We start from the raw sequence: 25,372 nt of genomic DNA, 5'->3' as shown, positions 1-25,372 counted from the left end.
AGCAATGTCTGCAGAGGTAGCTCGTCGGACTGCCGACGAGATCAGCACCTTCATGGTGCAAACGCTCGGGGAGCTGCTGGACATGGCTCCCGACGACATCGCGATCACCGAGCCGTTCGCGAACTTCGGACTCACCTCCGCGGTGGCGGTCATCTTCATCGGCCGCCTCTCCTCCTGGATGGGGCGCTCGCTCCCGCCGGATCTCCCCTGGGAGTTCCCGACCGTCAAGGACATGGCCCAGGGCCTGGCCTCCGGCGCGGTGCCCGAGGCGACCGACGAGGAGGCCGAGCCCCTGGTCGCGGCCGAACCCGCCCCCCGCCCGCGCGGCGCCCAGGAGCCGGTGGCCATCGTCGGCATCGGCTGTGCGGTCGGTGACCGCCGCGGGCCCGAGCAGCTGTGGGACACCCTCTGGGGCGGCGAGGAGCTCGTCGGCCCGGCCCCCGCGCATCGCGGCGGGGGACCGGTCGGCGAGACCGACGGCCACCGCTCCCGGTTCGGCTCCTTCGTGCCCGATCCGTACGCCTTCGACGCCAAATACTTCGGCATCTCCGCTGAGGAGGCCGCGTTCATGGACCCGCAGCAGCGGGTGCTGGCCGAGACGGTCGCCGACGCATTGGCGGATGCCGGCCTGCCCACCGAGCGGCTGACCGGGACCGCCACCGGCGTCTTCGTCGGCATCAGCTCCGGCGAGCATGCCCGTAACCTGGGCCGCGCGACCGAGGGCAGCTCCATCGCCGCGGTCACCGGCACGGCCTCGAGCATCGCGGCCAACCGGCTCTCCTATCACTACGATCTGCGCGGCCCGAGCGTCAGCGTGGACACCGCATGCTCGTCGTCGCTGGTCGCGGTGCATATGGCACTGCGAGCCCTGCACGACGGCGACTGCGAGCAGGCCATTGTCGGCGGCGTGCAGCTCACTCTCGAACCGCAGATCACCGATTCGCTGGCCGACGCGGGCATGCTCGCGCCGGACGGGCGCTGCAAGACCTTCGACGATCGCGCCGACGGCTATGTGCGCGGCGAGGGTGCGGCGGCGATCGTGCTCAAGCCGCTCGCCCAGGCCGAACGCGACGGCGATCGCGTCTACGCCGTGCTGCTGGGCAGCGCGGTAAATCAGGACGGCCGCACCAACGGCCTGACCGCGCCCAACTACCGCTCCCAGGTCGACGTGCTGCGCCGCGCCTATCAGCGGGCCGGGGTGAACCCGGGCGACGTCCAGTACGTCGAGGCGCACGGCACCGGAACCGCCCTGGGCGATGCCGTGGAGGCCCGCGCGCTGGGCGCGGTCCTGGCCGAGGGGCGTTCGGCGGACAAGGCCCTGGTCGGCTCGGTCAAGACCGTGGTCGGCCACCTCGAGGCCGCCGCCGGAATCATGGGCCTGATCAAGACGGCCCTGGCCCTGCACCACGAACGGGTGCCCGCCAATCTGAACTTCGAAACGCCCAACCGCCACCTGGACTTCGAGCAGCTGCCCTTCGCGGTGGCCGCGCGGAACACCGAATGGCCCGCGCACGAGGGTCCGGCACTGGCCGGGGTCAGCTCGTTCGGCATGGGCGGCACCAACGCCCACGTGGTGCTGACCGAGGGGCCCCGGGCGGCCCGGCCCAAGGCGGGCGCGCCCGAGCAGCCCGCGCAGCGCCCGCGGCTGTTCGCGCTCTCCGGTCGCGGCGAGCAGGCCGCCCTGGAGCTGGTCGACGCGTGGACCGCCCGGCTGGGCGAGGACTCCGAGCCTGATCTGGCCGCGCTGTCGCACACCTCGACCGCGCGCAGCACCCATCACCCGTACCGGGTGGCGGTCGTGGCGAGCACCGCCGAGGAACTGCGTCAGCGGCTGGCGGCCGTCGCGGGCGGCTCGCTGCCGCTGGGTGCGGCCGCCGGGCGGGTGCCGCGCAGCGGAGCCGGACAGGTCGGTTTCCTGTTCGCCGGGCAGGGTAATCAGTGGATCGGCATGGGCCGCAACCTGATTCGCCGCCAGCGGGTGTTCCGCGACACCCTGATGGCCGTCGATCGCGAGCTGCGCCCGCTGCTGGGCTGGTCGCCGTTCCAGATCGTGGATCGTGGCCGGGACGCCGACGAACTCGCCGACACCGCCGTCGCTCAGCCGGTGATCTTCGCCGTGCAGCTCGCGCTGGCCGAGCTGTGGCGCTCGTGGGGCATCACGCCGGCCGCCGTGGCCGGACACAGCGTGGGCGAGGTGGCCGCGGCGTGCGTCGCCGGTGCGATCGATCGCCCGACCGCCGCCCGGATCATCGCCGCGCGAGCCAAGGCCACCGCCAAGGTGCGAGGCAACGGCACCATGGCCGTGGTCAATCTGCCCGCCGACGAACTCGCGGACAAGATCTCGGGCTCGGGCGTGCACGTGGCCGGAATCAACGCTCCCCGTTGGACTTTGATCGGTGGCGACGCCGACGCGCTCACCGGCCTGCTGGCCGCGCTGGAGCAGGAGTCGGTGCTGACCCGGCGGCTGCCGGGCGAGCACGCCTTCCACACCCCGGCGATGGCCGACTGCCTCGAGCACTTCGACCACGACCTGGGCGAGATCACCGCGGTCGACGGCCGGATTCCGTTCTATTCGACCGTCACCGGCGATCTGATCCCGGGCTCCCGGCTGGACAAGCAGTACTGGCTCGACGAGGTGGTGCATCCGGTGGCCTTCGCCGACGCGGTCGGCGCGATGATCGGCGCGGGCGTGCAGACCTTCGTCGAGCTCGGGCCGCATCCGGTGCTCGGCGGCATGGTGAAAACCCTGCTGCGCCATCACGATCGCAACGGGATCGCGGTGCCGTCGCTGGCGCGTGAGCTCGACGATCTGACGGTCATGCTGTCCTCGGCGGCCGAGCTGCATGTGCGCGGTCACGAATTGGACTGGGATGCCGTCGATTCCACTGTCAAGCAGCCGGTCCGGTTGCCGCTCTACCCGTTCGAGCGCGGCAGTTACCGGGTGGTCGACGGGCAGCCGCGCATCGAGACGCCCGCGCCCGCGGAGCGGCAGACCGCGCTGTTCGCCGACGACGCCGACTTCGTCGCCCCGCGAACCGAATACGAGCAGTTCGTCGCCGAGATGTGGGCCGAACTGCTGGGTCTCGAGCGCATCGGCGTATTCGAGAACTTCTTCCGCATCGGCGGACATTCGCTGCTCGCCACCCGATTCGCTCGCCGGGTCCGCGAACTGTTCGACATCGAGTTCCCCCTCCGCGTCATGTTCGAGGAGCCGACCGTGGCCCGCGTTGCGGCCGCGCTGGAGGAACTGCTGGTCGAGCAGGCAAATGCGTTGTTGGAGAACGAACATGAACTCACCAGCTAGCAATCTGGCACTGGCGCGGCTGCGCGAGAAGCGCGCCGCGGGCCTGGGCGACTCCGGAATTCCGGTGCGCACCGCCACCGGTCCGTTCGACGCCACGCCCGCCCAGCGCGGCATCTGGCTGCACGAGCAGCTCGCCGACAACGGCGCGCTCTACCACGTGCCGGTCGGTCTGAAGATCGGCGGCAGCCTGGACGCCCAGGCCCTGCGGCAGGCCGCTGCGGCCGTGGTGCGCGAACAGCACGCCCTGCGCACGGTCTTCGCCGCGACGCCGGAGCTGGTCGCCGAGGTTCGCGAGGACCTCGAACTCGATTGGCAGCTGCACGATCTGCGGCTGGTGCCCGAGGCTGCGCGGGCCGAGGCGGCTCAGCAGCTGCTGGCCTCGCGGGCGACCGCCCGCTTCGACCTGCTGACCGGGCCGCCGGTGCGCTGGACGCTGCTGCGGCTGGCCGAGAACGAATGGATTCTGGCGATCGTCGCCCACCACCTGGTGCTCGACGGTCTGTCGATGACGCTGCTCGTCGAGCAGCTGTGGGCGGCCTACGGCGGTGCTCCGGTGACCCCGGCCCGCCAGTACGCCGACTTCGCCGAGTGGAATGCGGGCCAACCGCCCCGCACCACCGCGATCGAGCGGCGCGCGGCCCGGCTGCGTGGCGCGCCGCCGCTGGATGTGGCGGTCGGCCGAGCGCGCCCGCCCCGGGTGCGCAACGACGGCGCTCGCCTGCACGAGCCGGTGCCGTCGGCGCTGGCCGCCACCATCCGCGATGCCGCCGCGGCGCACGGTGTGCCGCCGTTCGTCTTCCTGCTGGCCTGCTATCAGCTGACGCTGACCGCGCACACCGGGCAGTACGACTTCGGCATCGGGATCCCGATGGCCGCGCGCCCGCAGGACGAATTGGCGCGCACCATCGGCCATTTCGTCAACACCGTGCCGGTGCGCTCGGATATCGCCGCGGGGCAGACCTTCGCCGAACTGCTGCGGCTGGTCCGCGACACCGCGATGGCCGCCTACGAGGACGAGACGGTGCCCTTCGAGCGCATCGTCGAGGCCGTCGGCGGACCGTGGGATCCGCGCTTCAGCCCGGTGTTCCAGGTGCTGTTCGTCCAGCAGCGGTTGCAGCGGCCGGATCTGAGCCGCTGGGATCTCGAGGTGGACTGGCAGACCATCGAGACCGGGGCCACCCTCTACGATCTCGTGCTGCACATCGCGGAGGCGGGCACGGAGCTGGTCTGCGAGCTGACCTACAACACCGCGCTGCTCGACGCGGACGCGGCGCGAAACCTGGTGCACGACTTCCTGTCCGTCGCCGGGGCGGCCGCCGCCGAGCCGGACGCGCCGGTGGCCCGGCTGGTCGGCAGCCTGCCGCGGCATCACCTGGTGATCGCCGTCGCCGATGAAAAGGACGCTCTCGCATCGGGTTTGGCGGAGGCGCTGTACCGCGGCGGAATTCCCGCGCGGGTGCTGCCGATCACCGCTGACGAGGCCCTCGACGCCCGCACCGATCTGCTGGTCGCGCCGCGCGGATTCGGCGACGCGTCCGGTGCGCTGGTCGACGGCGCCGCCGCGGCCGGAGTCGGCATTCTCGCGCTCGCCCCCGAGGGGCATGTGCTACCCGAAAACCTCTCCGGTCGAACGGTTCTCGTTCCCGCGACCGCGCCGGACAGCTACGAGGCCGGCTGGGAACTCGGCCGCCGCCTGCTGGCCTGGACCACCGAACCCGCCCCGGCCGAACTGCATCCGGCCGTCGCGGCATGGCTGGCCGAGCGGACCGCTCGGCCGATTCCGGAGCAGCCGGAATTCCCGGCCACGCTGCTGGATTCGTCGGTCGCGGCAGACGGCTCCACCGAACCGGAGGGCCCGCTGGAGATTCGCCTCGCCCAGCTGTGGGCGCAGGCGCTGGACGTGGCGGCCGTGGGCCGCAACGACGACTTCTTCCTGCTCGGCGGCACCTCGCTGGCGGCCACCCGGCTGCTGTCGCAGCTGCTCGACGAGTTCGGTGTGCAGATCTCGCTGCGCGACCTGTTCGAGCGCCCGACCGTCGCGCAGGCCGCGCGGCTGCTGGAATCGGCATTGGCCGAGGGGGATTCGGTGGCGGCGCTGCGCCCGGCCGAACGCGCCGAGGGCGATCTGCTGCCGGTGTCGTACGCCCAGGAGCGGCTGTGGTTCCTGGAGACCTTCGCCCCGGGCAACAGCACCTACATCATGCCCGGCGGGCTGCGCCTGCGCGGCAAGGTGGACGTGGCGGCGATCGAGTCGGCGCTGAACCGGGTCGAGGAGCGGCACGAGGTGCTGCGCACGGTCTACCTGACCACCGAGGACGGTGAGCTGCGCCAGCAGGTCCGCCCCTACGCCCCGCGCACCCTGCCGGTCTCCGATCTGACCGGCCTGCCGTCCGCCGAGCGCGACCGGCTCGAGCGCGAGCTCGCGGCCAGTGTGTACAGCGCGCCGTTCGATCTGGCCACCGGCCCGGTGTGGCGCTACCACCTGCTGGTCACCGGTCCCGACGAGCATCTGCTGATGATCGCGCTGCACCACATCGTCTGCGACGGCTGGTCGATCGCGGTACTCAGCCAGGAGATCTCGGCGCACTACCGGGCGCTGCAGTCCGGCGTCACGGCCGAATTGCCGCCGCTGGCCGTGCAATACGCCGACTACGCCGTCTGGCAGCGCGACAACGCCGACCACCTGGACGCCCAGCTGGAGTACTGGCGGCAGAATCTGACCGGCGCGCTCAACACCGAGGTCCCCGGTGACTACCGCCGCCCGCCCCGGCGCAGCTCCAACGGCGCGGTCGAATACGCCACCCTCGATCCGGCGGTCATGGCCGAGATGCGCAAAATCGCCGCCGCACAGGGTGTTACGACCTTCGCCGTGCTGCTGGCCGCGTTCTACACCATGCTGCACCGCTACACCCGGCAGTACGACCTGACGGTCGCCTCGCCGATCGCGGGCCGCACCCGCTCGGCCACCGAACCCCTGGTGGGCTGCTTCCTCAACACCCTGGCGCTGCGTGCCGAGGTCGATCCGGAGGAGTCGTTCACCGATCTGGTGGCCCGCGTCGGCAAGATCGTCCTCGAGGCGCACGCCAACCAGGACTGCCCGTTCGAGAAGGTGATCGCCGCGCTGGTGCCGCAGCGGGATCTGAGCCGGAATCCGTTGGCGCAGGTCATGTTCAACTATCTGAACACCCCGCCGCCCGCGCTGGACATGGCGGGTGTGGACGTGGCCATGGTCGACGCGCCGCGCCGCACTGCCAAGCTGGATCTGGATCTGACCGTCGACGAGACCGGCGGCGAGATCAAGTTGAGCCTGGAGTACAGCACCGATCTGTACGAGGCCGATACCGCCCGCCGCTTCCTGCGCCACTTCGCCGGTGCGCTGGCCACCATCGCCGCCGACCCGCGGCGTTCGGTCGGCGAGATCACCCTCGGCGATCCGGTCCGCTCGACCGAGCCGGTGGTGTGGGGTCTGCCGGGCCTGCCGACGGTGCCCGAGCCCGAACCGGGCGAGACGCTGGCCGACCGACTCGCACATGTGGCCCGGACCCGCGCGGCCGCAAAGGCGTTGAGCAACGACGAGCGCACCACCACCTACGCCGAACTGGACGCACTCGCCGACGACGCGGCCCGGCAGCTGCTGCGCGTGGTGGGGGAGCCGGGCGGGCGCGTGGCGCTGCTCTACGACCACTCGCCGGAGAGCTTCGTCGCCGTGTGGGCGGCGTTGCGCGCGGGTGTCACCTACGTGCCCCTGGATCCGCGCGCACCGCAGGCTCGGCTCATCGAGATCCTGGAGGAGGCGAAGGTCAGCGCGCTGCTGTGCGATCCGGCCCGGATCGAGACCGCGCGGGCCATCGCGGGCGAGGCGCGCATCCTGCCGGTCTCGGCCCGGCCGGGTGAGGCGCATCTGTCGCCCGGACCGGTCAACCATGTCGAACACGCTCTCGCACCGGAGGATCCGGCCTACATCACCTACACCTCCGGCTCCACCGGCCGCCCCAAGGGCGTGGCGCAGAGCTCGGAAAACGCGCTGGCCCATGCGGTCTGCTACGCCCGCCGGTTGCGCATCGGTCCGGACGACGTGGTGGCCGCGCCCGCGCGCTACACCTTCGACGCGGGCATCCTGAACTCCTTCGGCGCGGCGGTCGCCGGTGCGGAACTGCACGTCATCGACCCGCACCTGTTCACCCCGGCGGCGCTGCGGGCGGAGATCGAGAGCGCGGGCGTGACCGTGCTGCACTGCACGCCCACGCTGTTCCGCTATCTGCTCAGCGATGCGGTCGAGCCGTGGCTGCCGTCGAAGATCCGGCTCGTCGGCCTGGGCGGCGAACAGGTGGTTCCGGGTGACGTGACCGACTTCGGGCAGCACTTCGGCCCGCACACCACCTTCATCAGCCTCTACGGCCCGACCGAATGCTCGGTGGCCCTGCAGCACATCATCACCCCCGAGGATGTGGACCGGGTGGGTGTGCCGATCGGCGCGGCCGTCGACATCATCGACGTCGATATCGTCGACGAAAAGGGCCGGCCCACGGAGGTTTTCGGTGAGCTCACGTTGCGCAGCCCGCATGTTGCGCTGGGCTACTGGCAGCGGCCGGAGCTGACCGAATCGGTGTTCGGCACCGATGCCGAGGGGGTGCGGTACTACCGCACCGGCGATCTGGCCCGCCGCCTCACCGACGGACAGCTGGTATTCGTCGGCCGCAAGGACCGGCAGGTCAAGATACGCGGCCACCGCGTGGAGCCGGGCGAGGCCGAGACCGTGCTGCGGTCGCATCACACCGTCGGCGAGGCCGCGGTGGTGCTGGACCGGTACTCCAGCGAGCCGCGCCTGGTGGCCTATGTGACCCAGGACGGACCGCTGACCCCGGACTACAGCGAGCTGTCGTCGTATCTGCGAACCAGGTTGCCGGAGTACATGATTCCGTCGGCCTATCTGGTGCTCGACGCGCTGCCGCGCGGCCTCACCGGCAAGCTCGACCAGAACCGGCTGCCCCGGATCGCACCCGCGGCCGATCCGGTCTTCACCCCGCCCCGCACGGAGCTGGAGAAGGCCGTCGCCGAGGTGTGGGGCGAGGTGCTCGAGCGCGAGGTCGGCCTGGGCCAGAACTTCTTCGACCTGGGCGGACATTCGCTGGCCCTGGCCCGCGCCCGCGGCCTGCTGGAGCGCCGGCTCGGCGTGCAGCTGGCCATGACCGACCTGTTCGCCGCGCCGACGGTGGAGGATCTGGCCCGCCTGCTGGCCGGGCGCACCACCGAACCGGAGGACACCGACCGCGGCCGGGACCGGCGCGCCGCCGCCGCCCGTCGCCGCGCCCATCGCCGTCCCGGCTCGCCGGACACCAACGGGAGTGACGAATGACCGACGCAGACAACGACTTCCGCATTGCCGTGGTGGGCATGGCGTGCCGCTTCCCCGATGCGGACACCGTCGCCGACTACTGGCGCAACCTGTGCGACGGCCACGAGTCCATCCGGCCGCTGCGCTCGTCGGCCATGCCCGCCGACCCGCCGCACGGCTATGTGCACGCGGGATCGACGCTGGCCGATCACGACCGGTTCGACGCGGAGTTCTTCGAGATGAGCCCGCGCGAGGCGCAGTTTCTCGATCCGCAGCATCGGCTGTTCCTGCTGTGCGCCTACGAGGCGTTCGAGGACGCCGGAATCGTGCCGGTGGACAATCCGAATCCGGTCGGCGTCTTCGCCGGTGCGGGCATCAGCACCTATCTGCTGCGCAATCTGATCGGGCACGCCGCGACCTTCGACAGCCCGTCCGCGCAGCTGCACGCCCTGCACGGCAACGCCTCGGACTATCTGGCCACCCGAATCTCCTACAAGCTCAACCTGACCGGGCCCAGCGTGTCGGTGCAGACCGCCTGCTCCACCTCGCTGGTGGCCGTGCATCAGGCGGTACAGGCGCTGGTCGACTTCCAGTGCGATGTGGCGCTGGCCGGTGGCGCGAGTGTGCAGGTGCCGCATGAGGCGGGCTACGTCTACGAGGAGGGCTCGATCCTCTCGCCCGACGGGCACTGCCGCGCCTTCGACGCCAATGCCGCGGGCACCGTGTTCGGTTCGGGCGCGGGGGCCGTCGTGCTCAAGCGGCTGTCCGATGCCCTCGCCGACGGCGACCACATCCACGCGGTGATTCTCGGCTCGGCCGTCAACAACGACGGCGGCCGCAAGGTCGGCTACACCGCGCCGGGTATCGCGGGCCAGCGGGCCGTGATCCGCGAGGCGCTGTCGGTGGCGGGGATCGACGCCGCGACCATCGGCTATGTCGAGGCGCACGGCACCGGCACCAAGCTGGGCGACCCGATCGAGGTGGCGGCGCTGACAGCGGCCTACCGCGAGCACACCGACGCCACCGGGTACTGCGCGCTGGGCTCGGTGAAGACCAATCTGGGCCACCTGAACTCGGCCGCGGGTGTGGCGGGCCTGATCAAGGCCGTGCTCACCGTGCGGGAGGGCAGGATTCCGGCCAGCCTGCACTTTTCGCGGGCCAACCCGGAAATCGATTTCGCGGCCAGTCCATTCTTCGTCAACACCGAGTTGCGCTCGTGGGAGGGGCAGCCGCGCCGGGCCGCGGTGAGCGCCTTCGGTATCGGCGGCACCAATGCGCACGTGATCGTCGAGCAGCCGCCCGTGCCCGCCGCCGCACCCGCGAAAGGCCCTCGGGCACTGGTGCTTTCGGCTCGTACGGCCGAGGATGCCGACCGGCTCGCACAGCGGCTGGCGGCTCATCTGACCGATTCGGACCAGGATCTGGGCGCGATCGCGCGGACCCTGGATACGGGTCGGCGACGCTTCCCGCACCGCCGCGCGGTGGTCGCTCGGACCACCGCCGAGGCGGCCGCCGCGCTGCGGCGCCCGAGCGCTGGGCAGGCGCTCGCGGATCCGGCGGTACTGGCGCTGTTCCCGGGGCAGGGGATCGCGCTGGGGCCGCTGTTCGCCGAATTGGCCGGGGCGGTACCGGCATTCGGTGACCGGCTGCGCGAATGCGCGCGGTTGCTGCGGGAGGACAGCGGATTCGATCTGGATGCCGCCCTGCTCGGTGGCGAGGGAACCGAGCAGACCCAGGTGGCATTGTTCTCGATCGAATACGCGCTGGCGGGGATGTGGCGCGAATTCGGCGTCGCACCCCGCGAACTGCTGGGACACAGTCTCGGCGAGTTGGTGTGCGCCACTCTGGCCGGGGTTTTCGAACTCCCGGAGGCGCTGCGCCTGGTGGTGGGGCGCGGCCGGATCATGGCCGCGGCCCCGCCCGGGGCGATGCTGGCGGTCTCGCTCGGCGCGAAGGAGCTGGCCGAGCGGCTGCCCGACGGCGTCTGGCTGGCCGCCGACAATTCCGCCAGCCGCTGCGTGGTCGCCGGAACGCAGTCGGCCGTGGGTCGATTCGCCGAGGCGCTGTCGGCCGAGGGCGTGGCGAACTCACCGCTGCCGGTGGCGCATGCCTTCCACACCCCGCTCATGGACGAGGCCGCCGCGCGGTTCGCCGAACTGGTCGGCACGGTCAGCCGTCAGGCCCCGCGCGAGCCGTACTGGTCCAACCTGACCGGCGCGCCCATCACCGCCGAACAGGCCGTCGACCCGGACTACTGGGCCCGGCAGATGACCAGCACCGTGCGCTTCCGCGAGGCCGCCGAGGAGCTCACCCGCCGCCATCCCGAACTGATCGCGCTCGAGGTCGGCCCCGGCAAATCGCTGATGTCGTTCCTGCGCACCACCTCTCGCGAGGTGGTCGCCGTCGCCACTGCCGGAACCGCCACCGGCGAGCGCCCGGCCGCCCAGGCGATCGTCGAGGCGGCGGGACGGCTGTGGCTGCACGGCGTCGAGAGCGACCTGGCCGCCGTGCACGGCGACACCGAGCGCACCACGGTCAGCCTGCCGACCTACCCCTTCGCGCTGCAGCGGTACTGGATCGACCCGCCGGAGGCCGTGCGCACCCGCCCGGCCGCCCCGCAACGGACCACACCGGTGGTGGCGGCCGAACCCCCCAACGGGGCGGCAACCGCCTTCGCGGCCGCGGCCGACGTCGCCTCCGTGACGGCCCTGTCGTCCGCGGGCACCGCATACCCTTCTGCGGGCAGCGCATCCCCGCCTTCGTCCCCCGCATCCTCGTCCCTGTCCCCCGCCGAAGGCGGGGGCCTCGAAGACGGCGAAGCCGACGTGTTCACCGAGGCCATCCGTGAGCGCGTGGCCGAGATCTGGCGCGAGGCGCTCGGCGCCGACGACATCGCCGCGCACGCGAACTTCTTCGAAGTGGGCGGCGACTCCCTGATGGCCGTGCACGTGGCGACCCGCCTGCGGGCCGTCTTCCCCGTGCAGGTGGTACTCGGCGATCTGTTCGCCCGGCCCACCATCGCGGGCATGGCCGATGTCATCGCCCAGGACCTGATCAACCGGCTCGACGACATGTCCGACAGCGAGGTCGAGTTGCTGCTCGGCGAGCGTGGCACCACCGAGGAGAGCACCGAAAATGCCTGAACTCGCCGATATCCGCGGCTCGCGGCGCAAGCTGCTCGAGCGCTGGGCGTCCGGTCGCACCGACCGCTCGGCCATTCCCCGTCGCACCGACACCGGCGCGGTGCGGCTGTCGGCCGCCCAGCAGCGGCTGTGGTTCCTGGAGCAGCTGTTCCCCGGCCGCCCGACCTACACCATGCCGCTGGCGCTGCGGCTCTATGGCCCACTCGACGTCGACGCGCTGCGTCGGGCCATCGCGGTGATCATCGACCGGCACGACTCGCTGCGCACGAGTATCGAACTGCGCGACGGCATTCCGGTGCAGGTGGTCGGCGCGGCCGGACCGGTGCCGTTCACCGTGGTGGAGCGCGCGGACCTGGACCCGCAGCGGCCCGAGGCCGATGCGGTCGCCCGCGTGGAGCAGTTCAGCCGCACCCTGTTCGACCTGTCCGGCTCGCTGTTCGAGGTGTTGCTGGTCCGGCTGAGCCCCGAGGAGTCGATCTTCGCGGTGGCGATGCATCACATCATCTCCGACGGCTGGTCGCTGGGCGTATTCGCCAGTGAGCTGATGAGCGTCTACGGTGCGCTGGTCGAGGGCGGCACCCCCGCGCTGCCCGAATTGGCCGTGCAGTACCCGGATTACGCGCAGTGGCTGCGTGATCGCGTGGAGCGCGACGACTTCGGCCGCGATCTGGACTACTGGCGCGGTGTTCTCGGTGACGAGCCGCCGCTGGTGACCTTCCATCCGGACCGCCCGCGCGCGCTGAAGCCCGACAGCCGCGGTGCGCGCCTGCCGTTCTCCGTGCCCGCCGAGGTGGTGAACGGGCTGCGCGGCCTGGTCAACGAGGTGCGCCGGAACGACCGTCCCGCAACGCTTTTCGTCGGCCTGATGGCCGGATTCAAGGCACTGCTGCGCTACTACACCGGCGCCGAGGACATCACCGTCGGCACCCCGATCGCCAACCGCACGCGCCCCGAGGTCGAACAGCTCATCGGCTTCTTCGTCAACGCGCTGGCGCTGCGCACCGATCTGTCGGGCAATCCCAGCTTCCGCGAACTGCTCTCGCGCGAACAGGGCGTCATCTTCGACGCCTTCGACCATCAGGAGGCCCCGTTCGACCTGGTCGTCGAGCATGTCCGCCCGGACCGCGAGCTCAGCCACTCGCCGCTGTTCCGCACCGCGGTGGTGCTGCAGAACACCGCCATGCCGGAGCTGACGGTCGCCGGGGTGCGCGCGGAATACCTCGAGGTGCACTCCGGCACAACCAAATTCGATGTGCTGCTAACCCTGACCCCGGTGGGGGAAGAACTCGTCGGCGCGATCGAATACGACCTCGACCTCTACGACGAGCCGACCATCGCCGCCATCCAGCGGCACTTCGTCGCGCTGCTGGCCGCCGCCGTCGCCCACCCGGACACCCCGCTGGCCGAGCTGGACTTCCTCAGTGCCGACGAGGCCGACAAGGCGCTGGCCGCGGCGCTGCCGGTGGACGCCGACGCCGCGCCGCCGGTGCACACCCTGCACGAGCTGTTCGCCCAACAGGTCGCTCGCACCCCCGACGCGGTGGCGGTCAGCTTCGGCGAGGAGTCGGTGAGCTACGCCGAACTGGCCACGGCCGCGGCCGAACTGGCCCGCCGACTGCGCGCCCAGGGCATCGGCCGCGGCGATTTCGTCGGCATCCATCTGGAGCGCTCGGCGCAGGTCGTGACCGCGATCCTGGCGGTGCTCGAGGCCGGCGCGGCGTATGTACCGCTGGATCCGATGAATCCGGCCGAGCGCATCGAGTTCATGATCACCGATTCCGGTGCGCGCCTGGTCATCACGCAGACCTCGCTGGCCGAGCCGCTGCGCGCGGCCGCGCCGAATCTGCTGCTGATCGACGAGCCCGCCGAGGCCATCGCGACGGCCGGCGACCTCGAGCCCGTCACCCCGGCCGACCCCTGCTACGTCATCTACACCTCGGGTTCGACCGGCGTGCCCAAGGGCGTGATCATCGAGCACGCCAATGTGGTTCGCCTGTTCTCGACCACCGCGCGCTGGTTCGACTTCGGCCCGGCCGACGTGTGGACGATGTTCCACTCCTACTCCTTCGACTTCGCGGTCTGGGAGATGTGGGGCGCGCTGCTGCACGGCGGGCGTGTCGTGGTGGTCCCGAGTGAAATCAGCCGCAGCGCCGAATCATTCGCCGATCTGCTCGTGCGCGAGCGGGTCACGGTGCTCAACCAGACCCCCTCGGCCTTCCTGCAGCTGATCCCGACCCTGGACGGCCCGCGCGGCGACGAGCTGGCGCTGCGCTATGTGGTCTTCGGCGGTGAGGCCCTGGACCTGCCGAGCCTGCGCCCCTGGTACGACCGGCACGGCGAGCAGGCCCAGCTGGTCAACATGTACGGCATCACCGAGACGACGGTGCACGTCACCTACCGCGCGCTGAGCCGGGCCGATATCGAATCCGCCGCGGGCAGCCTGATCGGCGTGCCGCTGCCGGATCTGGGCGTGCTCATCCTCGACCCGGCCGGACGCCCGGTGCCGGACGGGGTGTCGGGCGAGATGTTCGTGCTCGGCGCCGGTGTCGGTCGCGGCTACCTCGGCCGCGACGAGCTGACCGCCGAACGCTTCATCCGCCACCCCCTGCTCGGCGAGCGCCGCCTCTATCGCACCGGTGATCTGGCCCGCCGCCGCGCCGACGGCGATCTGGAGTATCTGGGCCGCATCGACCACCAGGTGAAGGTGCGCGGATTCCGCATCGAACTCGGCGAGATCGAGGCGGTCATCGACGATCACCCGGGCGTCGAGCAGTCGGTGGTGCTGGCCCGCGAGGACGCCGGAGGCACGGTGGCCCTGGTCGCGTATCTGACCCCGCGCGCGGAGGTCTACGCCCAGGCCGAGGCGGCCGAGGCCGACCAGGTGTCGGACTGGGAGGTCGTCTTCGACAGCACCTACGGCCAGCACCGCGACGACATCGAGGCCGACTTCAACATCACCGGCTGGAACGACTCCTACACCAACGCCGCCATTCCCGAGGAGCACATGCGGGAATGGGTGGACTCCACGGTGTCGGCGGTACGCGGCTTCGCGCCCCGCAAGGTGCTCGAAATCGGTTGTGGTACGGGTCTTCTGCTGTCGCGGCTGGCTCCCGGCTGCGAGGTCTACGACGGCACCGACATGTCGGCGACGGCGCTCGGGCACGTCCGCGAGAACATCGTCGGCCAGTCTCCCGAGCTGGGCCACGTCCGGCTGTTCCAGGGCGCGGCCGACGAGCTGCCCGCCGAACTGGCCGGCCCCTACGACGTCATTCTCATCAACTCCGTCGTGCAGTACTTCCCGAGCGCGGACTATCTGACCCGGGTGCTGCGGCGCGCGGCCGACCTGCTCGCCCCCGACGGCGTGCTGTTCGTCGGCGACGTGCGCGATCTGGGCCTGCTCGAGGCGTTCCACGCGACGGTCGAGATGTCGGCCGCGCCCACCGCCGGTGCGTCCGAGCTGGCCGGCGCGGTCCGCGCCGCCTGCGACCGGGACGCCGAATTGCTGCTCGCGCCTCGATATTTCGCCGAACTGGCGGCCGAGCACCCGAGGCTCACCGGTTCGCGCATCCGGCTGCGCCGCGGCGAACACCTCAACGAGATGTCGCGGTTCCGCTACGACGCGGTGCTGTACGCCGGCACGCCGCGACGGCCCGCGCTGGCCCGGGTGCTCGACCCGGCCACGACCCCCGCGATGCTGGCCGACCTGCTAAAGCGCGAACAGCCCGAGGCGATCGTGGTGCCCGACGTGCTCGACGCGCGCGTGGCCGGTCCGCTGGCCATCGTCGCCGAGCTGGCGCGCGGGCGCGCGTCCGCCCCGGAGCTGCGCGCCCGCCTCGCCGACTCCGGTGGTGTCAATCCCGAGGCGTATCTCGCACTGACGGATCAGGTGTCGTACCGCGTCGAGGCGCTGCGCCGCGGCGACGGCCGCTTCGACGTGATCGCCACCCGCTGGGATGTCCCGGTCGCCGACGCCCCGGCCCGTGCCGACAAGTGGCGCGACGGTGCGCTGTTCTCGGATCCGTTGCGGGTCAAGGCCCACGACGATCTGGCCGTGGCGGTGCGCGCGCATCTGGCGCGGCGGCTGCCCGCGCACATGGTGCCCGCGGGCGTGGTGGTGCTCGACCGATTCCCGTTGACCACCAACGGAAAACTGGATCGCAAGGCCCTGCCCGCGCCGGTGCTGCGCCGCAACCCGGTCGCCTACGAGCCGCCGCGCACGGTGCTCGAGCAGCGGATCGCCGCGGTGTTCGGCCAGGTGCTGGGCAACCCGAAGGTGGGCCGCGAGGACAACTTCTTCGACCTGGGCGGGCATTCGCTGCTCGCGGCGCAGCTCATGCTGCGGCTGAAGGAGACCTTCGGCGAGGACATTCCGCTCGGCTCGCTGTTCGCCCGGCCGACGGTGGCGGGCGTGGCCGCGCTGCTGTCCGGTGACGCCGCGGTCGAAGAGGCCATCGACTACGAGGCCGAGGTCCGCGCGATCACCGCGAACTGGCCCGCGGGACCGTGGCAGATCACGCCGCACGCCGCCACCGGCGCGGTGCTGCTCACCGGCGCGACCGGCTTCGTCGGCGCGTTCATTCTGCGAGAGCTCTTGGCGCGCACCGACTATCGCATCCACTGCCTGGTCCGCGCGGACAGCCGCGCCGAGGGGCTGGAGCGGCTGGCGCGGACCTTCGACAGCTACGAGCTGCCGCGGGCGGACTTCGACCGGGTGATCCCGGTGCTGGGCGATCTGGCCGCGCCGCGACTGGGATTGAGTGAGAAGGAATTCCTGCTGCTGGGCCGCGGTGTGGACGCCATCTACCACAACGGTGCGCAGGTCAACTTCGCCCTGCCCTACCGGGTGCTGGAGGCGGCCAATGTGACCGGCACCGACGAGCTGATCGAGCTGGCCCGAACCGCCGGTCTGCCACTGCATTTCGTGTCCTCGCTGTACGTGCTGGGGCCGGGCGACGGCGTCGACGGCCGGGTCGAGATCCCCGCGCCGCCGCGGGATCCGTCGCAGCTGCGGCTGGGCTATCTGCAGACCAAGTGGGTGGCCGAGCGGCTGGTGTGCGAGGCCGGTGCGCGCGGCCTGCCGGTCGACATCTTCCGGCTCGGCCGCATCGCGGGCGACAGCACCACCGGCGCCTGCCAGACCAGCGACTTCTTCTGGCTGCTGGTCAAGGCCAGCCAGGAGGTCGGGCTCGCACCCGATGTCGAATTCGCGGTGGATCTGGCCCCCGCGGACTTCGCCGCGGGCGCGATGGTCGAACTGGCGCGGGCGCAGTCGCCCGAACCCGGACCGCACATCTACCACCTGCGCAATCCCGCGCCCGCGGCATTCGCCAACGCGGTCACCTGGATTCGCGACGCGGGCTGGCCGGTGCGCCTCATCGACCCGATGGCCTGGCGCGACGCGGTCGAGGCGCATGCCGCCGCGGCCGGACCGGAGTCGGCGTCCTACCGGGTGCTGAGCCTGCTCGGCACCGGCGAGGGCCTGAGCCCGGCGCTGCGATTCGAGGTCGACGAACAGGTCGCCCGCTCCGGCGTGGCGTGCCCGCCGGTCTCGCACGAACTGTTCGGCCGCTACCTCGACTACTTCCACAAGATCGGTTTCCTGGCCCCGCCGTCCCGACAGGAGGTCGAAGTATGACCGCCACGATTCCGACCGCCCCGGCCGTGCGCTACGACACCATGGTCCGTGCCCTGCGGACGCAGAGTGAGATCCGGCCCGACGCGGTGGCCTACAGCTTCCTCACCTATCCGGATCCGCAGGATCCGCACGGGGTCAAGGAAACCATCAGCTTCGCCGAGATCGACCGTTACGCACGGGCTTTCGCGGTCGGCCTGCTGCAGCTGGCGCGGCCGGGCGAGCGGGCGGTGCTGTTGTTGCCGCCCGGACTGGACTATGTGAAGGCGTTCTTCGGCTGCCTCTACGCGGGCATCGTCGCGGTGCCGCTGTTCCCGCCGAGCACGCACAACGCCAACGGGCGCCTGGACGCGGTCTGCACCGACGCCGATCCGGCCTGCCTGATCACCACCGACGACGAGATGCCCAGGGTCACCGCCTGGCTGGACTCCTCGCCGATCGAAACCACCCGTCTGATATTGAGCACGGGGGAGATCGACGAGGCGCTGGCGGACAAGTGGGAATACCCCCAGATCGACGCCGAGCACATCGCGCTGCTGCAGTACACCTCCGGCTCGACCCGCACCCCGGCCGGTGTGATGGTGCCGCACCGGGGCCTGCTGGCCAACGCGCATCAGATCTACGACGTGTACGCGCGGGTGGGGTTGGATATCGAGGGCGACGACATCGCCTTCGTGAGCTGGCTGCCGCTGTTTCACGACATGGGTCTGATGGTGGGCGTGGTCATGCCGGTCGTCCACGGTCATCACGTGGTGCAGCTGTCGGCGTCGGCGTTCCTGCGCCGTCCCGAACGCTGGCTGCAGGCCATCAGCGATACCCCGCAGCAGACCTTCTCGGCCTCCCCGAATCTGGGCTACGAGCTGTGCACCCAGCGCATCGACGCCGAACAGCGCGACCGACTGGATCTGAGCCGCTGGCGCTACGGCCTGGCCGGCGCCGAACCGGTGCGGGTGAGCACGATGCGAAAGTTCAACGAGCTGTTCGCGCCGCAGGGGCTGCGCGAGAAGACGCTGTGCGCCGGATTCGGTCTGGCCGAGGCCACGCTGATCGTGTCGGCGCCGTGGCGCAGCGGCGGCGGCGTGCAGACGATCACCGTGGACCGCGACGAGTTGGCGAACGGCGTCGCGGTGCCGGTCGAGGGCGACGGCGCGGAGATCGTCGGCGCCGGCTGGGCGGTGCCCGGTGTCGAGATGCTCATCGTGGATCCGCAGACCCGCGAGCCGCTGCCCGAGCACCGGCTCGGCGAGGTGTGGGTCGACGGACCGGCCATTGCCAGCGGCTACTTCAACCGGCCCGAGGAGACCGAGCAGACCTTCCGTGCCGAGTTGGCCCGGCCCGATGGCCGCTACTACATGCGCACCGGCGACATCGGCTTCCTGCACGACGGCGAGCTGTATCTGACCAGCCGCCTGAAGGATCTGATCATCGTCGACGGCCGCAACTTCTACCCGCCGGACCTCGAGGCCACCGCCGAACACGCCCACCCGCTGGTGCTGCCGGGCCGGTGCTCGATCTTCTCCATCGACGAGAACGACAAGGAAAAGATCGTGGTGCTGGTAGAGGCGCGGCTCAACCTGAACACCGACGAGGGCGCGGCGACCGCCGCCGAGCTGCGAAACGCGGTGCGCCAGGCCATCTTCGAGGTTCACGAGGTCGGTGTGCACGATGTCGCCCTGGTCGCCCCCGGGGCCATCCCGCGCACCTCGAGCGGCAAGATCCAGCGCTCGGCCTCGCGCAAGGCCTATCTCGACAAGTCTCTGCGAGTTCTGAGGGCGCGATGACCACACCACTGCTGCACGGCGACAAGCTGACCTGCTTCACCGCGGCGCTGGCCGGGGCGCTCACCGCCCGCGGCGATCAGCGGTGGTGGCGGCCGCTGCTGAGCGAGGGCCCGTATCTGGCGGTGAGCCCGGCCGAGGGGGAGCTGCTGCGCTTCGAGCACCATCCGGCCGCACCGCTGCCCACCCTGGGCCTGCGGATCGCGGGCAGCGACGACTGGGATTGCGCCTATGCCGCACTGGCCGAACAGATCTCGCGCCACGGCGCGGTCGTGCTGCTCGCCGACTACTTCAATCTGCCCTGGCAGCGCGCCCACGGCAAGTTGCACGGCACGCACTGGCTGGCCATCGTCGACCGCGGCAACGGCTGGGTGATCGAGGATCCGCTGGAGTTCGCCACCGATTTGGGGCCGCAGGTCGGCAGCAGCATCGCGATTCCGGATCCGGTCGAATTGCGTTCCTGGGCAACGTCGCTGGGCGACAACCACCCGGCCTCGGCGTTGCGGGAACAGGCCATGGCCGGTCACGCGGACATCGCGCTGGACCGCGCCTACCGCTGGCTGGAGGTCGATCCGGACCCGCTGGTCACGCCCGCCCCGGAGGGCCGCCTGGTGGGTAAGGACGCGCTGCTGGCCCTGGCCGCGCGCTACCGATTCGCCCGCACCCCGGCCGATTTCGCGCAGAGCGAGGACCTGTGGCAGACCATGCGGCAGCGCGAGACGCTGCTGTGGGCGGCGGGACACGACCCCGAGGTGCTCGACGAGGGCGGTCGCGCGCACTGGGAGCGCGCCGTCGCGCGCTGGCAGGCCCTGACCCCGCTGCTGCTGCACGCGCGCCTGCGCGCCGAGCACGGCGGCACCGTGAACACCGGACTCATTGCCGAAACCCTCACCGAGCTGGCCGATTTCGAGGACGAGCACCTGGCCTACGGTGCCCGTCGCACGAAGGGAGATTGATCGTGCACACCCAGCTGGCCACCGAGCTGTCGCCCGCCGACGGCTACGACGCGTGGGTGCGGCGTGCCACCGCCTTCGCGAAGGACAGTGGTGCGCAGGGCAATGCGGTGCGCATCGCGCTGCTGGCCACCCACACCACCGAATTCCTGGCCGAACTGCTGCCGTTGGCCGGGGCCCGCGCGGGTCTGCGGGTGGAACTGCTGCAATTCCCGTTCGGTCAGCTCGAGCAGATCCTGTTCGATCCGCAGACTCCGCTGCGCGAGGGCGATTACGTCGTGCTCGCCGGAACCCACCACGACGTGTTCGACACCGTGGAGGAGACCGTGCGGCGCTGGGTCGGGCTCTGGGACGCGGCGGCCCGGCTGGGCGTGCGCGCGGTCCAGCTCGGCTTCGCCCCACCCGCCACCGACACCTACGGTCCGGTGGCCTGGCGCACGGCCAAATCGCGTTCGGCGCTGGTGCGCGAGGTGAATGCGCAGCTGGCCGAATCCGCCGCGGGCCGAGTGCGTTTCGTCGACGTCGAACAGCTGGCCGCACAGGTCGGGCTGCGCAACTGGGAGGACCCGCGCAGCTGGTACCGGGTACGTCAGCCCTATGCCGCCGACAGCTTGCCCTGGCTGGCCACCGCCATCGCCGATACCGTCGCCTCCGATCGCGGCCTGTCGGCCCGCTGCGTGGTGCTCGATCTGGACGGCACGCTGTGGGGCGGCATCCTGGGCGAGGACGGTATCGACGGCATCCGGATCGGCGCCGGACCCGAGGGTGAGGCGTTCGCCGACTTCCAGCGCTATCTGAAGTCGCTGACCGAGCGCGGGGTGCTGCTCGCGGTGGCCAGCAAGAACGACCGCGAGCTGGCCCTGAAGGCGATCGCCGAGGCGCCCGGCATGGTGCTCGGCGTCGACGACTTCACCTGGATCGTGGCCGACTGGCGGCCCAAATCCGAACAGCTGCGCGAGATTTCGGAGAAGGTCCGGCTCGGGCTGGGCAGCTTCGTCTTCGTCGACGACAATGCCGCCGAATGCGCGCAGGTCGCCGCGGCGCATCCGGAGGTGCGCACGCTGACCCTGCCCGCCTCCCCGGCGAAATTCCCGGCCGCCCTGGCCGCGCTGCCCTGGCTGCACCCGGGCGCGCTGTCGGAGGAGGACTTCGCCCGGCAGCGGTCCTATCAGGCACTGGCCGCCGCCGAGGAGCTGGCGCAGGGGCGCTCGCTCGACGAGTTCCTGGCGAGCCTGGACATGCAGGCCGTGGTCGAGCCGATCAACTCCACCACCATCGACCGGGCCGCGCAGCTGGTCGCCAAGACCAACCAGTTCAATCTGACCACCCGCCGCCACACCCAGACCCAGGTGCTGAAGATCTCCGAGGATCCGCAGTGGTTCGCGGCCACGCTGCGCCTGCGCGATCGGTTCGCCGACCACGGCATCATCGGCGTGCTGCTGGCCGAGGATCGCGGCGGGGTCGCCGAGATCGACACCCTGCTGCTGAGCTGCCGCGTCATCGGCCGCGGCGCCGAGGACAGCCTGCTGGCCGCGGTGTCGGAATGGGCGCTAGCGCGCGGCTGTTCGCGGCTCGTCGGCCGCTATCTGCCCACCGCCCGCAACGGACTGGTCCGCGAGGTGTACCCCACGCGCGGATTCGCCGTGGAGTCCGAGACCGAGCAGGGCGGCTCGGTCTTCGGTTACGACCTGACCGCCGGGGCCCTGCCACGCAGCCCCCATATTCGAGAGGCCCAGCTACAACATGGCCACTGATCAGGTGATACAGCAACTGCTCGAGGTGTTCTCCTCGGTCGTGGGCGAGGACGCCGTACACGGTCCGGACACCGCCCGCGGCGATATGGAGGTCTGGGATTCGCTGGCCCAGGTGCGATTGGTCTACGCGGTCGAGCGCGCCTTCGATGTCGAACTGCCCGAACGACTGCTGACCTCCGAGGTCTCCCTGCTCGACATCGCCGCCGCGGTCGTCGACGCACAGAAGGCGAAGACCCCGTGACCACGCGGGCGTTCCGGCTGACCGACGACGACGTGGCGGACTACGCCATGGCGACCGGTGATCGCAACCCGCTGCACGTCGACGCCGATTTCGCGCGCCGATCCCCGTACGGTCGGCCGATCGCGCACGGCGCGCTGATCGTCACGATGGCGCTGGGCGTGCTGTTCGAGAGCATCGATCCGCGCGTGGTCCGGCAGCTGCGGGTGACCTTCCGGCAGCCCGCGATTCCGGGGCGGCGCTATGAGATCGAGTGGTCGGTCTCCGAGGGCGAGGCCCGCGGCAAGGTCAGCTTCGGCGGCATCGAGGCGGTCGGCATCCGCTGCGCGCTGGGACCGGAACTGCCCGAGACCACCGAGACCGCGCCCAACCTCCCGTACCGGCGCACCGCCCGCCGCCTGAATCCGGCGAATCCGCCGGGCCCCGAGGCGGGTGCGTTCTCGATCGGATACCGGTTGATCTCGGATCTGGTGGAGCGGGTGGTCGGCGGGCGAGTGCCCGAACATCTGGCGACCCTGCTCGGCTGGGTCAGCTACTGGACCGGTATGCACACCCCCGGCCGCGACGCGCTGTTGGTGGCGTGCGCGATCGAGCTGGAGCGCTTCGGCACGGGCGCGATCGAATTCGCCACCGAGACACCGGATATCGACCGGCGCTCGGGGCTGATCACGCTGCGGGCCCGCACCCGCTGTGGCGCGGATGCGGCCGTCACCGTGGAAAGCCTGGTGCGCGAACCGGTTCCGGGTCCGGAGCCGGGCGAGATCGCCGCGGTGCTGCCGGTGTCGCGGTCGCTGGCGGGCCGGACCATCCTGGTCGTCGGCGGCAGCCGCGGCCTGGGCGCGGCCGTCTCGCTGGCGCTGGCCGGACAGGGCGCCCGGGTGCTGGTCGGCTGCTCGCGTCCGCCCGAGACGCTGCTGGCCGCCGCACCCGGCTGGCAGGACCGGCTGATCCCGGTGATCGCCGACGCGCGCGATCCGCGGGCGCTGGCCGCCGCGCTGCCCGACGAACCGCTCGACGGCGTGGTGAGCCTGGCGGCCCCGGCCATTCCGACCCTGCCGTTGGCGCCGGACGCCATCGATCCGGCGGTCGAATTCATCGGCGACAGTTCGCGATTGGTGCTCACCCCGCTGTCGGTGTGTGCCGCGCGGCTGCGACCCGACGCGACGGTCGTGCTGGTCTCCTCGGAGGCCGTGGTCGATCCGCCGCGCTGGTGGCCGCACTATGCGGCGGCGAAGGGCGTGGTCGAAGGGCTCGCCCACTATGTGGCCCGCCACCATCCGTGGCGCGTCGTGGTGGCTCGGCCGCCGCGGCTGTGGACCGAAATGACGAATACCCCCGGCGGGCGTGCACAGAGCAACCCGATCGGCCCGGTCGCGGCCGGCATCGCCGGAGCCTTCCTGGCTCCCGCGGCGCCCGGCGAGGTGACCGTACTCGGGGGATCGAATGCGTGGACGGCACCGAGCGAGGAGGTGTGGCGTGCTGGAAATCCGCGACCTGAACAAGTCCTACGGTAAGAAGAAGGTACTCACCGGAGTCAACCTGACCGTGCGGCCGGGTGAGGTGCTGGGCCTACTCGGACCGAACGGCGCGGGCAAGACCACGACCGCATCGATCGTGGCCGGACTGACCGCCGCCGATTCGGGCACCGTCCGCATCGACGGCATCGACATCCGCAAGGATCCGCGCCAGGCGCGGCGGCGGCTGGGTCTGGCGCCGCAGGAACTGGGCGTGTACCCGACCCTGACGGCCAAGCAGAACCTGGAGTTCTTCGGCCGGATCATGGGCGTGCCGCGCGCGGTGCTGCCCGCCCGCATCGCGGATGTGGCCGAGGCCCTGGGCATTACGCCATTCCTGGGCACCCGGGCGCACAACCTGTCCGGTGGCCAGCAGCGCCGCCTGCACACCGCCGCGGCGCTGCTGCATCAGCCGCCGGTGCTGTGGCTGGACGAGCCGACTGTCGGAGCGGACGTGTCGGCCCGCCAAGATCTGCTCGCCGAGGTCCGCAACCTCGCCGACAGCGGGGCAGCGGTGGTGTACGCCACCCACTATCTGCCCGAACTCGAGGTGCTGAACGCCCGTGTGGTCGTGCTGCACCACGGACGCATCCTGGCCGAGGGAGATGCCGCCGAACTCGTCGAGCGGTACGCGAAATCGGCGGTGAGCCTGGAGTTCTCGGGCGCGGTTCCGGACGGCCTCGGCGCCTACCGGGCCATCCCGGGCGCGAGCGTGACCGACTCCCGGTTGCTCACCATCCCCACCGATAGCCCCGGGCAGTTGCTGGCGCAGCTGTTCACCACCCTCAACGGCGAGACGGACCGATTGCTGTCGGCCGAGATCCACCATCCCAACCTGGAGAACGCCTACCTCGCCATCGTCGGCGCGGCGGAGGCCGAGGCCCGCGCCGAGGCCGAAATCGGTTGGGGCGCTTCACAGAGGAGTTCCGATGCTGTTGCATGACTCCGCACTGGAAAGGGTGCGGACGCTGTCGTGGGCGGATTTCCATCGAATCCGCTCCGATCCGTGGCAGCTGATCATCATGACGCTGCTGCCGATCGGTTTCATGGCCTTCCTGACCCCGATCGACAAGTACCAGCTGCGGCTCGCGGGCGGCTATCCGCACGCCAACGGCGTCGAACAGGCCGGTCCCGGTGCGATCGTGCTGTTCGCCTTCTTCATCACCACCCTGCTGGGCGCCTCGTTCTTCCGCGAACACGAATGGGGCACCTGGGATCGGCTGCGGGCCGCGCCAGTGCGGGCCCCGGAGATCATCGCCGGGAAATCCTTTCCGCTGCTGGTGTTCTCGGCGCTGCAGCTGACCATCGTGTGGGTGGTCGCCTTCCAGCTCTTCGATCTGCACAGCCAGGGTTCGGTGATCTGGCTGGCCCTGCTGACCGCCGCGCTGTCGGTGGCCACGTGGGGATTCGGCATCGCGCTGGTGTCGATCTGCAAGTCCATCGATCAGCTGGCGATCATCGCGCAGCCGATCTCGCTGGCCCTCGGGGGACTCGGCGGCACCATCGCCCCGCGGGACACGCTCCCGGACTGGGCGAAGGCGCTGTCGCCCCTCACGCCGCAGTACTGGGCGCTGAAGGGTTTCAAGGAGGTCATTTTGGACGGCGGTGGCTTCGACGCCGTGGCCACGCCCTGTGTCGTATTGCTCGGGGTCGGGGTCGCCGGAGCGTTGATCGCCGTCTTCCGATTCAGATTGAGTCACGCCAAGATCGGACGGAGTTGA

General features: G+C 71.0%; 11 protein-coding genes. All 11 read left to right on the top strand.

Translation table 11 applies throughout. The features are described from left to right. Positions 1 to 4: 4 nt before the first annotated feature. From NDR87_RS34655 to NDR87_RS34605, 11 genes are read left to right on the top strand one after another with little or no spacing between them, the layout of a single operon-like run. Entirely contained in the window at positions 5 to 3,304 is a 3,300-nt protein-coding gene (locus NDR87_RS34655) for a type I polyketide synthase (protein ID WP_251918142.1), read from the top strand. Next, on the top strand, positions 3,288 to 8,660 hold the full coding sequence (locus NDR87_RS34650) for a non-ribosomal peptide synthetase (RefSeq protein ID WP_251918141.1): 5,373 nt from the start codon (positions 3,288 to 3,290) through the stop codon (positions 8,658 to 8,660). The genes NDR87_RS34655 and NDR87_RS34650 overlap by 17 nt, the downstream gene beginning before the upstream one ends. Next, the gene (locus NDR87_RS34645) at positions 8,657 to 11,782 is read left to right on the top strand and encodes a type I polyketide synthase (protein WP_251918140.1); all 3,126 of its coding nucleotides are present in this window, start codon (positions 8,657 to 8,659) and stop codon (positions 11,780 to 11,782) included. The genes NDR87_RS34650 and NDR87_RS34645 overlap by 4 nt, the downstream gene beginning before the upstream one ends. Next, the gene (locus tag NDR87_RS34640) at positions 11,775 to 17,417 is read left to right on the top strand and encodes a non-ribosomal peptide synthetase (RefSeq protein ID WP_251918139.1); all 5,643 of its coding nucleotides are present in this window, start codon (positions 11,775 to 11,777) and stop codon (positions 17,415 to 17,417) included. Before NDR87_RS34645 ends, NDR87_RS34640 begins: the two co-directional genes overlap by 8 nt. Then, entirely contained in the window at positions 17,414 to 19,195 is a 1,782-nt protein-coding gene (locus NDR87_RS34635) for a fatty acyl-AMP ligase (RefSeq protein ID WP_251918138.1), read from the top strand. The genes NDR87_RS34640 and NDR87_RS34635 overlap by 4 nt, the downstream gene beginning before the upstream one ends. Next, entirely contained in the window at positions 19,192 to 20,148 is a 957-nt protein-coding gene (locus tag NDR87_RS34630) for a hypothetical protein (protein WP_251918137.1), read from the top strand. The genes NDR87_RS34635 and NDR87_RS34630 overlap by 4 nt, the downstream gene beginning before the upstream one ends. A 2-nt stretch (positions 20,149 to 20,150) precedes the next feature. Next, complete coding sequence (locus NDR87_RS34625) at positions 20,151 to 21,899, top strand: HAD-IIIC family phosphatase (protein ID WP_251918136.1); 1,749 nt, start codon at positions 20,151 to 20,153, stop codon at positions 21,897 to 21,899. Beyond that, positions 21,889 to 22,140: an acyl carrier protein gene (locus NDR87_RS34620; RefSeq protein ID WP_251918135.1), complete on the top strand. Its 252-nt coding sequence runs from the start codon at positions 21,889 to 21,891 to the stop codon at positions 22,138 to 22,140. The genes NDR87_RS34625 and NDR87_RS34620 overlap by 11 nt, the downstream gene beginning before the upstream one ends. Then, the gene (locus NDR87_RS34615; protein WP_251918134.1) at positions 22,137 to 23,651 is read left to right on the top strand and encodes an SDR family NAD(P)-dependent oxidoreductase; all 1,515 of its coding nucleotides are present in this window, start codon (positions 22,137 to 22,139) and stop codon (positions 23,649 to 23,651) included. Before NDR87_RS34620 ends, NDR87_RS34615 begins: the two co-directional genes overlap by 4 nt. Next, positions 23,614 to 24,594, top strand: coding sequence for an ABC transporter ATP-binding protein (locus tag NDR87_RS34610; RefSeq protein ID WP_251918133.1), 981 nt, complete (start codon positions 23,614 to 23,616; stop codon positions 24,592 to 24,594). The genes NDR87_RS34615 and NDR87_RS34610 overlap by 38 nt, the downstream gene beginning before the upstream one ends. Beyond that, positions 24,581 to 25,372 carry an ABC transporter permease gene (locus NDR87_RS34605; protein WP_251918132.1) on the top strand — a complete coding sequence of 264 codons (792 nt, stop codon included), beginning with the start codon at positions 24,581 to 24,583 and terminating at the stop codon, positions 25,370 to 25,372. The genes NDR87_RS34610 and NDR87_RS34605 overlap by 14 nt, the downstream gene beginning before the upstream one ends.

Origin of the sequence: Nocardia sp. CDC159 (assembly GCF_023740735.1) — a bacterium.
Lineage (GTDB): Bacteria > Actinomycetota > Actinomycetes > Mycobacteriales > Mycobacteriaceae > Nocardia > Nocardia pulmonis.
Note: the sequence above shows the minus strand (reverse complement) of the source record. Positions and strands in the feature narration are given on the sequence as shown.